This is a genomic window from Phyllobacterium myrsinacearum, from assembly GCF_002980555.1.
GTDB classification, from domain to species: Bacteria; Pseudomonadota; Alphaproteobacteria; order Rhizobiales; family Rhizobiaceae; genus Phyllobacterium; species Phyllobacterium myrsinacearum.
The window spans coordinates 253,354-266,438 of record NZ_PVBT01000005.1 but is presented as its reverse complement, the minus strand read 5'-3'; the positions used below and the strand labels follow the sequence as shown (position 1 = coordinate 266,438).

At 59.6% G+C, this 13,085-nt stretch carries 12 protein-coding genes; 6 read left to right on the top strand and 6 right to left on the bottom strand.

The genetic code is table 11. From position 1 onward, the window contains the following. Window positions 1-4: 4 nt before the first annotated feature. The gene (locus C5750_RS17760; protein ID WP_105735254.1) at window positions 5-631 is read right to left on the bottom strand and encodes a PadR family transcriptional regulator; all 627 of its coding nucleotides are present in this window, start codon (window positions 629-631) and stop codon (window positions 5-7) included. Window positions 632-817: 186 nt separating this feature from the next. On the opposite strand from C5750_RS17760, the gene C5750_RS17755 reads away from it, so the two are divergent. From C5750_RS17755 to C5750_RS17745, 3 genes are all read left to right on the top strand, one after another. After that, on the top strand, window positions 818-1,756 hold the full coding sequence (locus C5750_RS17755) for an adenylate/guanylate cyclase domain-containing protein (RefSeq protein ID WP_105735253.1): 939 nt from the start codon (window positions 818-820) through the stop codon (window positions 1,754-1,756). A 209-nt stretch (window positions 1,757-1,965) separates the two neighbouring features. Next, window positions 1,966-3,522 carry a B12-binding domain-containing radical SAM protein gene (locus C5750_RS17750; protein WP_105735252.1) on the top strand — a complete coding sequence of 519 codons (1,557 nt, stop codon included), beginning with the start codon at window positions 1,966-1,968 and terminating at the stop codon, window positions 3,520-3,522. Between the two features lie 184 nt (window positions 3,523-3,706). After that, window positions 3,707-4,420 (top strand): DUF2076 domain-containing protein, encoded by a 714-nt coding sequence (locus C5750_RS17745; protein ID WP_105735251.1) that lies wholly within the window; start codon window positions 3,707-3,709, stop codon window positions 4,418-4,420. 60 nt (window positions 4,421-4,480) lie between these two features. Here C5750_RS17745 and C5750_RS17740 read toward each other — a convergent pair whose 3' ends face one another. Then, window positions 4,481-5,341: an undecaprenyl-diphosphate phosphatase gene (locus C5750_RS17740; protein ID WP_105735250.1), complete on the bottom strand. Its 861-nt coding sequence runs from the start codon at window positions 5,339-5,341 to the stop codon at window positions 4,481-4,483. 295 nt (window positions 5,342-5,636) lie between these two features. Between C5750_RS17740 and C5750_RS17735 the strand changes: the two genes are divergently transcribed. Then, window positions 5,637-5,900: a hypothetical protein gene (locus C5750_RS17735; protein ID WP_130502115.1), complete on the top strand. Its 264-nt coding sequence runs from the start codon at window positions 5,637-5,639 to the stop codon at window positions 5,898-5,900. 25 nt (window positions 5,901-5,925) lie between these two features. On the opposite strand, the gene C5750_RS17730 is transcribed toward C5750_RS17735, so the two are convergent. From C5750_RS17730 to C5750_RS17720, 3 genes are all read right to left on the bottom strand, one after another. Further along, complete coding sequence (locus C5750_RS17730) at window positions 5,926-7,236, bottom strand: ABC transporter ATP-binding protein (protein ID WP_105735248.1); 1,311 nt, start codon at window positions 7,234-7,236, stop codon at window positions 5,926-5,928. A 30-nt stretch (window positions 7,237-7,266) separates the two neighbouring features. Next, entirely contained in the window at window positions 7,267-9,000 is a 1,734-nt protein-coding gene (locus C5750_RS17725; protein WP_105735247.1) for an ABC transporter permease, read from the bottom strand. 173 nt (window positions 9,001-9,173) lie between these two features. Next, window positions 9,174-9,548 carry a hypothetical protein gene (locus C5750_RS17720; RefSeq protein ID WP_105735246.1) on the bottom strand — a complete coding sequence of 125 codons (375 nt, stop codon included), beginning with the start codon at window positions 9,546-9,548 and terminating at the stop codon, window positions 9,174-9,176. A gap of 307 nt (window positions 9,549-9,855) precedes the next feature. Between C5750_RS17720 and C5750_RS17715 the strand changes: the two genes are divergently transcribed. Together C5750_RS17715 and C5750_RS17710 are read left to right on the top strand one after the other, a co-directional pair. Continuing rightward, window positions 9,856-11,181, top strand: coding sequence for a S41 family peptidase (locus C5750_RS17715; protein ID WP_105735414.1), 1,326 nt, complete (start codon window positions 9,856-9,858; stop codon window positions 11,179-11,181). 105 nt (window positions 11,182-11,286) lie between these two features. Beyond that, window positions 11,287-11,847, top strand: coding sequence for a DedA family protein (locus tag C5750_RS17710; protein ID WP_105735245.1), 561 nt, complete (start codon window positions 11,287-11,289; stop codon window positions 11,845-11,847). A gap of 30 nt (window positions 11,848-11,877) precedes the next feature. Here the strand turns inward: C5750_RS17710 and C5750_RS17705 are convergent, their stop codons facing one another. Beyond that, window positions 11,878-13,065, bottom strand: coding sequence for a DUF1501 domain-containing protein (locus C5750_RS17705; RefSeq protein WP_105735412.1), 1,188 nt, complete (start codon window positions 13,063-13,065; stop codon window positions 11,878-11,880). Window positions 13,066-13,085 lie beyond the last annotated feature (20 nt).

Genomic DNA, 13,085 nt, shown 5'->3' with positions numbered 1-13,085 from the left:
TTCGCTAGGAAGAAGAGTGTTCGCTGGGCTGGGAAAGCTCCATTGCAATCTGGCGAAGCCAGGCTTCGCTCCAGGTCAGTTTGCCGGATTGAAGGTCGGCGATGACGGCACGCACCCATGCAAGCTGCGTGCTGTAGGTTGCGTTCAGATATTCCATTTCCAGGAGAAAGAGACGGGGCACCGGCATCGCGATTGCGTGGCGCAAATTCTGTTCGATCCGGTCGATTTCCGCCTGCAGCGCGACAGCGCGCTGTTCGAGTTGCTGCCGGGCATCGTCGGGCGTCAGCAGCGGCAGAAACGAGATCGCCGCGGGAAAATCCGGGAATTCCTGTGATGGCGTGGAAAGGATTTCCCGCATCCATTGCAGCATGATTGCGCGCCCGGCCGGGCTAAGCTCATAGATGGTGCGTTCGGGCCGGTTCTCATCGCGGGAGACGCCCTGCGAGGCAATCAAACCCTCCCGTTCCAACCGGTTGACCGTCTGATAGAGACTGGCGCGCTGGGCGACATTGATGACCTCATCTTTGCCGCGTTCCTTGATGAGTTGCTGCATGCGGTAGGGATGCATGGGTGCCTCATACAGCATGGCGAGGATTGCGAGGGCGATCGGGGAGCGTTTGATTGTTTTCATAGTTATACATATACTAGTAATAAAAATACTATGTCAAGCCCATTGCGATGCGCTGCCCGAACGGCAGATCCCGATATTTGTTCTCCTGCCCCGGCAGGTGCTTCCCACTTTCAGCGACACGCTATATTCTCCGCCCCACATCGGATGGATTTCTTACCAGAGCCAGGAACCGGGAAAATGAAAACCATGTCTGAAACGCGCCGCAAGCTCACCACGATTTTCTCCGCGGATGTCCAGGACTACACCCGTCTCATGCAGGCGGATGAAGAGCGGACGCTCGACACGCTCAACCAGTACCGCGATGCGATGAAGCGGCTGATCGAAGCGCATGCCGGCCGGGTCATCAACACCTGGGGCGATGGGCTCATCGCCGAGTTTTCCAGCGTCGTCGAGGCGGTGCGTGCGGCGATCGATGTACAGAACGAACTCGCCGGTTATAACGCCAAACGTTTGAACGATGCCCGCATGCTTTTCCGCATCGGCATCAATCTTGGGGATGTGATTGCCGAAGGCGACGATATCTATGGCGACGGGGTGAATGTTGCCGCGCGGTTGCAGGCTTCGGCCCCTCCCGGCGGCATCGTGATTTCCAGCACGGTTTTCGATCAGGTCCGCAACAAGCTGACCGTCGGGTTTGATTATCTGGGCCAGCTTTCGCTCAAGAACATTGAAGGCGGCATCCCGAGCTACGCCGTGCGGATTGGCGAAGACAAGGGGCTTCGACCGCAAAGAGCGCCGCAATCCGGGCAGCCGCCGCTGCATGACCGTTTGCGCGGAGCCCAAACCCGGGCACAGGCGCAACCGTTGCCGTTCAAAGGAGGACGGCTCGGTGTGCTGGGCGCGATCGCCGCCGGGCTTGCCGCCATCAATTTTCTCACATGGGACGGCTATTTCTGGGCAGCCTGGCCGCTTCTGGCCATTGCGGCTCTTGCTGCTCTTCTATGGGTGCGAACCACCCGTCTCGACCGTTTTGTCGCCTTGCTGGCCATTGTCGGTTCCGTCCTCCTTGCCATCAATCTTATTACCTGGCGCGGGACGTTCTGGGCAGAGTGGCCGCTGCTCGCTTTTGCGGTTGCCGGCAGCATCCGCTGGTTCACGCGTCAGAGGAGCGGTGTCCGGAGCTGAGTCCGCAATGAATTTGCTGTTCTCCGCATCACATTTTGGCCGAGAGTTGGAGATATCATTGACGGATATTGGGGAGTATACAGGCGGGAACAGGATTTTTCTCAAGGCGATGAGGTCGCAGGGATCAGCCTCAGGGACAGGCATGCCATTCGCAAGCGGAAACGGGACAGACACATAGCATTTTAACAGCAAACAAAAGGGTGACTGCAATGCCCCATATCGTGCTGATTAATCCGCGCTTTGAAGCGTCTTACTGGGGGCTGGAACATGCCCTGCCCATATTCGACGCAAAGGCCAACCTTCCCGTCGCCTGCCTGCCTTTGCTGGCGGCCCTGACCCCTGCCGAACACACGGTCACGCTCATCGATGAGAACGTTGAAGACATCGACTATGACCTGTGCGCCAGCGCCGACATTGTCGGGGTCACCGGCATGATCGTGCAGCGCTTCCGCATGAAGGAAATCATCACGGAGTTGAAGAAGCGCGGCTGCTTTGTCGTGGTCGGAGGTCCATGGATCACCGTCCAGGAGAACTATTTCGCCAATCTCGCTGATGTGGCATTTATTGGTGAAGCCGAAGAAACCTGGCCGCAATTCCTGACCGAATGGGCTGAACACCGGCATTCGCGCCGGTATGAGCAGGCAGACAAGACCGATATGAGCACGGTTCCGGTGCCGCGTTTCGATCTTCTGAAAATGGACGATTATGCGGTGGGAAGCATCCAGTTCTCGCGCGGTTGTCCCTTTACCTGCGAGTTCTGCGATATCATCGTTGTCTTTGGCCGCAAGCCCCGTATCAAGACGGGTCGACAGATTTTGGCCGAAGTGGAGGCATTGCTGGCAACAGGCATGGACACGGCCTTTATTGTCGATGACAACCTCATTGGCAATAAGAAGGCGATAAAGGAGGTTTTGCGTGAGGTCATCGCCTGGCAGGTCGCGCACAATTACCCCATGACGTTCGTGACCGAAGCCTCCATTGATCTGGCGGATGATCCCGAACTGATGCAATTGATGGTCGATACCAACATTCGCGTCGTCTTCATCGGCATTGAAACCCCGAACGAGGCGGCGCTGCGCGAGACGAAAAAGCTGCAGAATGTGCGCAAAGGCGCCACCATGCTGGAAAAGGTGCATATGATCCAGCGTTCAGGCATGGAAGTGTGGTGCGGCATGATCCTCGGCTTTGACAGCGACGATGCCTCGATTTTCGACGCGCAGCGCGCCTTCATTAAGGAAGCGCGGATTGTCAACGCGATGGTCGGCATGCTGGCGGCCATACCGAAGACGCCGCTCTACACGCGGCTGCTCAAGGAGGGGCGGCTGGATCCCGAGGATCAGCAGCCATTTGGCACCAATGTCATTCCGCTCAACCTCAGCCGCGAGGCACTGCGCGACGGCTATCTCGCCGTCATGCAGGATCTTCACAAGCCGCAGGCTTATTTCGACCGGCTCGACGCGCTTTATCTCGATGAACGCATAGAACCCGAGCGGACGCGGCTGCGCCATTTGCGCCGCCATCCCTTGCAATTTGCAAAACTCAACGCGGAATGGATGCTCGAAGCCGCCGGCATCTTTCTGCGCCTGATGCGCCAGGTTCCCGACAGGGAATTGCGCCGCACCTATCGCCGGCGGATATGGAGCATGTTGAAGCGCCGCCGCTCGCCGGTGGTGATGCAGATCTATGCCATAAAATGCGCGATGCATTATCACGCCCATACGATGATCGCGCGGATGCAGACCGGCCCGATTGTCAACTCGTTCTAGGGGACGAAGTGCCGGATGGCGTGAACGCGAGCGCTTCGGCTATTCCGGCGCCCGCAACCATTTATGCGGCTAAAAACATTGCCGGGAAGGCCGCTGCGGCTGCAAAATTACATTTTGTTAAGGCCATCTAAATGCCATGAATCTGGATCGAGATCACGCTTCCCCTAAAAGGAGGTGAGTGAAAATGAATGCCGATGAACAGAAACTTCTCAGTGGCCTCTTTGACCGTACAAGGCAGGCGGCCGATACGCCCCGGGACCCGGAAGCCGAGCGCTTCATTCTGGAACAGATCAAGAGCCAGCCCTCGGCCCCCTATCTCCTGGCTCAGGCCGTCATCGTCCAGGAACATGGCCTGAATGCTTGCAACGAGCGTATCCAGGCCCTGGAAGCGCAGGTGAAGGATTTGCAGAATGCGCCGCCGCCGCAACAACAGTCGGGCGGCTTGCTGGGATCGATCTTCGGCAGTTCCCAAAGTGCGCAGCCGTCCCAGCCGTCTCCCGGCCGGTTCAGCGGGCCTTGGGGCGGTGGCGGGGCAGCACCCCAGGACGCCTATGCACCACAAGGACAGCCGCCGCAGGCCGGGCGCTGGGCAGCACCGCCGCAACCGCAGGCCCAGGGCGGTGGCTTTCTGCAGGGCGCCTTGACCACGGCAGCCGGCGTGGCCGGTGGTGCGCTCATGTTTGAAGGCATCAAGAATATGATGGGCGGCAATTCGCTGTTTGGCGGCTCGGGCGGCGCCACCGGCAATACGCCGCAAGCCGGCGAGACGGTCATCAACAATTACTACAATGATGACAAAGGCACCGGTACGCAGAACGACTATGCCGAAATGGATCGTCTTGATGACGCCTATGATGATGCACAGGACAGCGATACTGATGACGACAATGTAGCGTGATACTCCGGGCGATAAACGGGACAGCGCCCTGTTTATCGCCCGTCCTTCACTGCAGATCCGTCAGGCGTATGAGATCCAGAGGATCACCACGCCGAGCAGAATCCGGTAGCAGATGAAGGGCAGCGTTGAAAAACGCTCCAGAATACGCATCAGTCCCCACAGCGCGGCAAAGGATGACAGCGATCCGACGACAAGTCCGACGAGCAGGATCATCCAGCCTTCAAAGGGAAGATGTGCGCGGGCGAGGACAACAAGCTCATGCAGGCCCGCCAGCGCGATTGCCGGAATGCCGAGCAGAAAGGAAAAGCGCGCAGCGTCCTGCCGCGTGAAATCGCGAAACAGGGCCGCTGTCAGGGTTGAGCCGGAGCGTGAAACGCCGGGGATCAGGGCGCCGACCTGGGCGACGCCGACGATGAGCGCATCGCGCAGCCGCATGCTCTCCGCTGGGCGTTTATGCTGGCACACCCATTCGGCAACGGCGAGCAGAACACCCATGAGGAGACAGGAAAAGCCGATGACCGGCAAGGTCCGCAAGGGACTGTCGCAGGCGTTGAGAACTGGCGCCAGAAGCAGGCCGGCAATGACGATCGGCACAGTGCCGAGCACGATGCCGATGGCCATGCGCAGCTGGGGCGACATCCAGTCGCCTGTCCTGATCGCACTGAGCGATCCCCCGGTTATGGTATAAATATCGCGCCGGAAATAGCAGATCACCGCCGTCAAAGCGGCCAGCTGCATTGCCGCCGAAAAAGCCGATCCCGGATCCTGCCAGCCGAGAAGCGCCGGAACCAGCCGCATATGCGCGGTTGATGATATCGGCAGCAATTCCGTAATGCCCTGCACCACGCCCAGCACGGCGACCTTGGCAGTACCCAAGGCCACAAAGCCGGTGTCTACCCCTTGCGTGCATACGCCACTCATAAAGTGTTTCCCTCAATCTGGCTCATGGATGTCGATCGATTGCTTCGAGCGCGGTGTAGGCTACAGGCAAATGTGTTCCGAGTGTAGACGCCATGCGCGTCTGGAGCTGCTGAAACAACAGAAAACAGCGGCGCGAAATGTCACGGTTGTCCGGCAATGTCCGCCACGCAATTGACGCGGCTGCGACTTTATTAAGCCGCATCTCGCGATGCAGTATATGGCATCATGATTGTGTGAAGTTTAAAGCGCACCATCGACCGTTGGCAGGATCGCAGTGGCAGAGTTTTCGGAAGTCTTGAGCTCAATGATTATCGGCGTGCTGGCGCTTGCCGTCGGCATGGCCGTTCTGTGGGCATCATGCCGGTATCAATGGCGGACCGAGCGGACGGCCGGTCTGGCTTTGCTGGGGCTTCTGCTGCTTTTTGGGGTTGCATCCCTGTTTGGCATCGAAGCGCCGAGCGCGATTTTGCTCGGCGTCGTGGCATCCGGCTTCATCGCCATACTGATCTTGAAACGCGCCAAGGGCGGTTCGCCGCGAAACCGGCCCCAACTCCCATAAATGCCGATCGTCCACGGCTCAACCCTTACTGAGGGTTTTCCAGGCTGAAAAGCTCGGCCTGCTCGTCATAGGCAAACAGCTCGGCATAGCGCGCCCAGGACACCACCGTCTTCAACGTCTCATCCGCATAGTCTTCGCTCATGAAATCTTCCAGTTCGTTGCGGAAACGGGCTGCTGGAGCCGTATGTGTCGGCCGCTCGTCAAGCACGCGCCTGATAAGGCCGATGAGCGGAACATAGGTGACGAGGTGTTCGGCGAAAACCTTCTTGCGCGCATCGGTATCGAGATGGGCAAAGCGCATGCCGGCGTCGGTCAGGACGAGGTCGCCCTCGTTCAGATGGGCAAAGCGCAGGAGCTGCAGGGCTTCGCCGAGATGAAACAGCTCGTCGGCCTCCATCTGCAGCGTGCCGGCAAGCACAGGCAGGTCGGCGCGCCCATTATATGGTTCGCCCGCCAGAGACTCGATCAGGCCAGCCAGGATATTGGTTGAAACCGGGTTCAAGATCATGCCCATTCCCGTGCCCGGAATGCCTTCCACGGATGGCAGCCGCGGCTCGGTGCGCTGGGTCATGCGGGCATAGATATTGTCGACCAGTTGCCGGAAGACCGGATCGAGGCGATTGCGCGGGTGCGGAAGATCGACCCTGAGTTCCTGCGCGACCCGTCCGGGGTTGGACGAGAAAATCAGGATGCGGTCGCACATCAGCACCGCTTCTTCGATGTTGTGGGTCACGATCAGCACCGATTTGATCGGCAGGCGCCCTTCGATCCACAGGTCGATCATGTCGGTGCGCAGGGTCTCGGCGGTGAGGACATCAAGGGCCGAGAAGGGTTCGTCCATCAGCAGGAGGTCGGGATGAACCACCAGCGCCCGGGCAAAACCGACACGCTGGCGCATGCCGCCGGACAGTTCCTTGGGGTAGGCGTTCTCGAACCCGTCCAGACCGATGAGATCGATGGCCGCAAGCGCCCGCTTGCGCCGCTCCGACCGGTCGACATCCTGCGCTTCAAGACCAAGTTCCACGTTCTGGAGGACTGTCAGCCAGGGAAAAAGCGCAAAGGACTGAAACACCATGGAAATGCCGAGGGGCGGCCCCTGGATGACGGAACCACGGCACTTTGCTTCCCCCGAAGACGGTGCGATGAGACCGGCGATGATCCGCAGCAGCGTCGACTTTCCCGAGCCGGAGCGTCCGAGCAGCCCGACGATCTCGCCTTCCCTGATGCTCAGATCGACATCGTCGAGCACCATGACATCGTTGCCGCTGCCCTTCTTGAAGGACCGGGAAACATTGCGGATGTCGACGAGCAGGTTTCTGTCAGCTTGATCAAGCATTGAACATTCCTTTGATCCGATAATCCGGCACTAACCGAGACGAAGGCGCCGCTCGCCAAAGGCGTAGAGCGGGCGCCAGAACAGGCGATTGAACAGCGTAACAAAGATGCACATGACGGCGATGCCAAGCACGACACGCGGGAAATCTCCGGCCGTGGTGGCATTGGCGATGTATGATCCAAGCCCCGGTGTCGTCAGCTGCGTATCACCCCAGCTGGCCACTTCGGCAACGATACTGGCGTTCCATGCGCCGCCGGATGCCGTGATCGCGCCGGTGATGTAATAGGGGAAAATGCCGGGGAGAATGACCTTGAACCACCAGCGCCAGCCACGGAGATGAAAGCTGTTCGCGGCTTCCTTGAGATCGCTGGGAAAGGCACTGGCCCCGGCAATGACATTGAAAAGAATGTACCACTGCGTGCCGAGGATCATCAGCGGGCTGAGCCAGATATTGGCGTTAAGTCCGAAATGCACGATCAGCACGACAAAGGCGGGGAATGCGATGTTCGCTGGAAAAGCGGCCAGAAACTGGGCTAGCGGCTGGACTTTCTGCGCGAGTTTCGGCCGCAATCCGATCCATACACCGACAGGTACCCAGACAAGGGTCGCAAGTATCATCAGAACGGTCACCCGCAACAGGGTGATGAACCCGTTGCCGACGGCGGTTGCAACATCGGACCAGGCGATGTTGGCCTTGAGATAGATGATGCTGATATAGGCGGCATAGCCTGCGGCCAAAACGATGAAGGCGAGCCAGAGCCGGTCGAGAAGGCGCGAGGTCGCGGGCTTTGCATCACCCGAGCCGAATGTCGGCAGCGCCGGCAAGCGCAGGTTCCAGACCAGACGGGAAAGAAAGGCGAGCGGGGCGGCCAGCAAGCGTGTGATCCGGGCCCGGCGAAAGAGGTCGAGCATCCAGGAACTCGGAACGGTCTCCGACGAAGTTGTTTCAAAGCGGAACTTGTCGGCCCAGGCGACGAGTGGCCGGAACAGGAACTGATCGTAGAGCAGGATGACGGCGAGCATGGCCATCGTGGCATAGAAGATTGCCATGATGTTCTGCTCTTTGATGGCAAGGGCGACGTAGGAGCCGACCCCCGGCAAGGTCACGGTGGTGTCGCCGACGGTGATCGCCTCCGAGGCCACGACGAAGAACCAGCCTCCCGACATTGACATCATGGTGTTCCAGACAAGACCGGGCATCGCAAACGGGACGTCCAGCCGCCAGAAGCGTTGCCAGCCCGTCAGGTGGAAGCTCTGCGTTGCCTCCTCAAGGTCTTTCGGCTCGTTGCGCATGGATTGGTACATGCTGAACGTCATGTTCCAGGCCTGGCTGGTAAAGATGGCAAACACGGACGCCAGTTCAGCGCCGAGAACACTGCCGGGAAACAGGTTGAGGAAGAAGGTGACCGTGAAGGTCAGGAAGCCGAGGATTGGCACGGACTGGAGAATATCGAGAATGGGAACCAGCACCATCTCGGCACGCCGGCTCTTGGCGGCGGCTGCGGCATAGATGAACGTGAAGACAAGCGACAGGGCGATGGCCAGAAGCATGCGCAGCATGGTGCGAAGCGCGTAAACCGGCAGGTTGGATGGATCGAGGGAGAGCGGGGCAGCCTCAAGTGTCGACAGCGGAACCGTGGTCACGCGGGCACCGTAGGCGATCAGCACAATGGCGCCGATTACCAGCAGCAAAGCCATCAGATCCCACATGCTCAGCCACATCGAGCGCCCGATGGCAGGCGGTGTATACTTTTGAAACGCCATGAGCCAGGCCCTTAATGGCTTGAATGCAATGAATAAAGAACGCTATTCGCGGTACTCTGCCATCGTTGCCGAAGCATTTGCAAGGGACTTAAGAAGGACGATCATGACAGTGTCATGACGGAAAATGGGCAGCGGAAAAAATTGCGCGGATCGCCGGATTGGCTGCCGCTGTTTCAACCATGGCGGCGCAGTTGCCAGCGCACAATCCCCATGCCAATCCGGTTGAGTTTTCCGATGACCCGCCGCAAGGTTCGGGCATGCCGCTTTGTCAGGCGGCCGGCGGCCAGCCGGGGCAGCGCAAACCAGACGAGGCGCAGGGAACACCAGTTCAACAGGGCAACCAGATGCGCGCAGGCCCTGACCTCCATGGAGCGCAGGCACGCCTGCAGCCACAGCTGGAGGTGAAAACCGGACCGGATGTGCGGGGTACGGATTTGGCGGTGCTGCCGGTGCGCTTTCTGGATGCGCGCAAGCGCCTGCGCCGTGTTCTGGCGCAATTGGCGGCGCTTTGCCAGGATATGGTCCAGTTCACTGCCACTGTTCTGCATTGCGCACCGCCCTGCCACCGGAATTTGCGCGCCGCTCGTCGTTTGAGGGCGTCAACACACGGCTGCTGTTTGACAATCGGCTGCCAATCTGCATCCTCCAGTGGCTATAGGAGCAAGCGAAATATGTTGCACTCAGGCCAAAAAGCCATGTGAACGGCTCTTGTGTAATTTACCGGAAGCGGCAGTGTATCATTCTGGATCGCGGCCTGCGTCGGTCATATTCTGGTCGTGTTAATCCTGCCTTGGTTGGCATATAATGATCCTGTTGCTCTTTTTTGGGCACGCAGATTTTCTGGAAGGAATGCAAATGGTACGCAGGTTAACGCTTCTCATGGCCGGGGCCCTGATGGGGGCGACGGCAATGGTGGCTGTGCAGGGCGGGCTGCATATAACCGCCGCGCAAGCTGCGGGCAGTGACACATACAAGCAGCTGTCGCTTTTCGGTGAAGTGTTCGAGCGCGTGCGCAACCAGTATGTCACGCCGCCGGATGACCAGAAGCTGATCGAAAGCGCCATCAATGGCATGCTGACATCGCTCGATCCGCATTCGTCCTACATGAACGCCGACCAGGCGAAGGAAATGTCGGTGCAGACCAAGGGCGAGTTTGGCGGCCTTGGCATTGAAGTCACCATGGAAAACCAGCTGTTGAAGGTAATCACGCCAACGGAAGACGGGCCCGCTTTCAAGGCGGGGGTTCTGGCTGGCGATTATATCTCGCAGATCGACGGGACCGAAGTTCGCGGCCTGACGCTGAACGATGCCGTCGACAAGATGCGCGGCGATGTCAACACTCCCATCGAGCTGACCCTGATCCGCCAGGGCGCCGACAAGCCGATCAAGCTGACCATCGTGCGCGATGTGGTCAAGGTAAAGGCCGTCAAATACCGCGTCGAGAACGATGTCGGCTATGTCAGGGTCATTTCCTTCACCGAGCAGACCTTCGAAGACCTGCAGAAGGCGATCAAGGACATTCAGAGCAAGGTTCCCGCCGACAAGCTCAAGGGCTTTGTGCTCGATCTGCGCCTTAACCCCGGCGGCCTCCTGGACCAAGCGGTTGCCGTCTCCGACGCCTTCCTCGACAAGGGCGAGATCGTCTCGACCCGTGCCCGCGACCCGCAGGACATCACCCGCTTCGATGCCCGTCCGGGCGATCTGATCAATGGCAAGCCGATGATCGTCTTGATCAATGGCGGTTCCGCCAGTGCGGCTGAAATCGTTGCAGGCGCATTGCAGGATCAACGCCGGGCGACGGTGCTGGGCACGCGGTCCTTCGGCAAGGGCTCGGTGCAGACGATCATTCCGCTAGGCGAGAACGGCGCGCTGCGGCTGACGACGGCGCTGTATTACACCCCGGCGGGCAAGTCGATCCAGGGCAAGGGCATCGTGCCGGATATCACGGTCGAACAGCCGCTGCCGGACGATCTGAAGGGCCGGGCCGAACCGATGAGCGAATCCAGCCTGAAGGGCCATATCAAGGGCGTTCAGGAGGATGCGGAAGGATCGGGCTCGATCGCCTATGTCCCGCCGGATCCGAAGGACGACCTGCAGCTGATCGAAGCCCTGAAACTGCTGCGCGGCGAACAGGCCAATGCGGCATTCCCGGCAGATCCGACAAAAGGTTTCTCGAAATAACCGGAAGGCCGGAGACCACCATGAAAGGGACAGGCCTGTCCGGTCTGTCCCTTTCTGTTGCCGCCATTTTGCAACCACCACGATTTCTCATTCTTGTCAGGTACAATGGACCTTTCCAATATTATCGAAGCGACGATTTCCTTCACGCGGGAACATGAAAAATGGGCGCCAGTCATCGTCTTTGCGCTCGGCTTGGTTGAATCCCTGGCCCTGCTCTCCCTGCTTGTTCCCTCCACGATTATCCTTCTGGGCATAGGCGGCCTCTTCGGAGCGAGCGGGCTTCCCTTCTGGCCGCTGCTTGTTTCCGGCGGTATCGGCGCATGCGTGGGCTATACGCTTTCCTTTTGGGTGGGGCGGTACTTTCACGAGCCCATATTGAGAAACTGGCCATTTTCCCGCTATCCGGCCATGGTCGAGCGGTCGGAGCGGTTTTTCGAGCGATACGGCGTCTTCAGCGTTTTTCTCGGCCATTTCTTTGGTCCGGTCCGGGCCGTCATTCCGGTTGTCGCCGGGGTGGCTGGAATGAGCGAATTCAGATTTCAGCTCGCCAATATTCCGTCGGGCTTCCTCTGGGCGTTTCTCGTCATCGCTCCGGGCTATTTCTCCACCCAGTCCGATCAGATGAAGCCATTCTGGGACTCGATCAAGAGCCTGGCCGGAAGCTGAGTCTACGGAGACATTGGCGCTGGCCGGCTTTCATATCAAGGCGAGGTCGCGCGGCTGCACGGCGGCAAAGACGCGGTTGAGCCCGGTCTGGTCCAGGCCATACATGCGCTGGAACAGTCCGCCGAGCAGGGAGCGGTAATCGGTCAGAACGGGATAGTCGCGATTCTGGAAAAGATGGGCCTGATCGACCGCGATCTGTTCACCGGCGATGCGGCCGCCCTTGATACCGCCGCCCAGAACCCAGTAGACACTGCCATGGCCGTGATCCGTGCCGCGATTGCCGTTCTCGCGGAACGTGCGGCCGAATTCGGACAGGACCACCACGACCGTGTCCTGCCATTGCGGGCCGATCTCTTCGGCGAACCCGGCAATTCCCCGGCCAAGCTCGCTCAGCCTGTCGGCGAGATAACCGTTTGCCGCGCCCTGGTTCACATGGGTGTCCCAGCCGCCGACATCGACGAAACCCAGGTTGAACTGCTCGCGCATGAGGCGGCCAATCCGGCGTGCGGACAGCTCGAACCCCTTGGCGGAGACAGCGCCGCGGCTGGCTTCCATCATGTGATCGGTGATCGCATGGTAGACATCGTCGCGGACGCGAAAGCCTTCCCGCACCGAGCCGGCCAATGGCTGTCCGTCATACATGGCGCTGATGAGACTCGCCTGGCGGCTGTCGATGCCTGGCTTGCCCACGCTGTTGATGGCGATGTTGGGGACCGGCTCGCCGCCCTGGAAGGTGAGGGGCATCTGGTCGGTGAAGGAGATGGGCCGCACGCGCGTGAGGGCGCCGGCGAGGCGCGCCATGAAGCCGGACCGGTAATCCCGTGTGCCGTTGACGTCCTGTCCAAGCTCGATGGTGTCTTGGGTTTCAAAGTGGCTGCGTGTGAGGTCGTCGGTACCGGCGAATGGAATGAAGGCTGCCTGCCCCTTCTGATAGAAAGGCAGGATCGTGTCCTTCAGGGCCGGATGCAGGCCCCAGTTGACGTCGAGGGAGAGCGCCGAGGCGGCATTGGCCGCGTCGGGACGGGCGATGGCAAGGTTCGGCCGCGACGCGTAGTAGAAATCGCTGCTGACTGGAATCACCACATTGGCGGCGTCATAGGCGCCGCGCAGGAACACCACGAGCAGGCGTGCGTCCGTTTTGGGCGCCGCCCAGACACGCCCGGCAACCGTCATGGAGGTCAGGGCTGCCAGTCCACCAATGAGATCACGGCGATTGATATGCATGATCGTCTTCTCCT

Excerpts from the sequence above, each read along its gene's own strand:
- C5750_RS17730 (WP_105735248.1), bottom strand. The coding sequence starts at position 7,236 with ATGCTTGATCAAGCTGACAGAAACCTGCTCGTCGACATCCGCAATGTT.
- C5750_RS17740 (WP_105735250.1), bottom strand. The coding sequence starts at position 5,341 with ATGAGTGGCGTATGCACGCAAGGGGTAGACACCGGCTTTGTGGCCTTG.
- C5750_RS17755 (WP_105735253.1), top strand. The coding sequence starts at position 818 with ATGTCTGAAACGCGCCGCAAGCTCACCACGATTTTCTCCGCGGATGTC.
- C5750_RS17710 (WP_105735245.1), top strand. The coding sequence starts at position 11,287 with ATGGACCTTTCCAATATTATCGAAGCGACGATTTCCTTCACGCGGGAA.
- C5750_RS17760 (WP_105735254.1), bottom strand. The coding sequence starts at position 631 with ATGAAAACAATCAAACGCTCCCCGATCGCCCTCGCAATCCTCGCCATG.
- C5750_RS17725 (WP_105735247.1), bottom strand. The coding sequence starts at position 9,000 with ATGGCGTTTCAAAAGTATACACCGCCTGCCATCGGGCGCTCGATGTGG.
- C5750_RS17720 (WP_105735246.1), bottom strand. The coding sequence starts at position 9,548 with ATGCAGAACAGTGGCAGTGAACTGGACCATATCCTGGCAAAGCGCCGC.
- C5750_RS17715 (WP_105735414.1), top strand. The coding sequence starts at position 9,856 with ATGGTACGCAGGTTAACGCTTCTCATGGCCGGGGCCCTGATGGGGGCG.
- C5750_RS17750 (WP_105735252.1), top strand. The coding sequence starts at position 1,966 with ATGCCCCATATCGTGCTGATTAATCCGCGCTTTGAAGCGTCTTACTGG.
- C5750_RS17745 (WP_105735251.1), top strand. The coding sequence starts at position 3,707 with ATGAATGCCGATGAACAGAAACTTCTCAGTGGCCTCTTTGACCGTACA.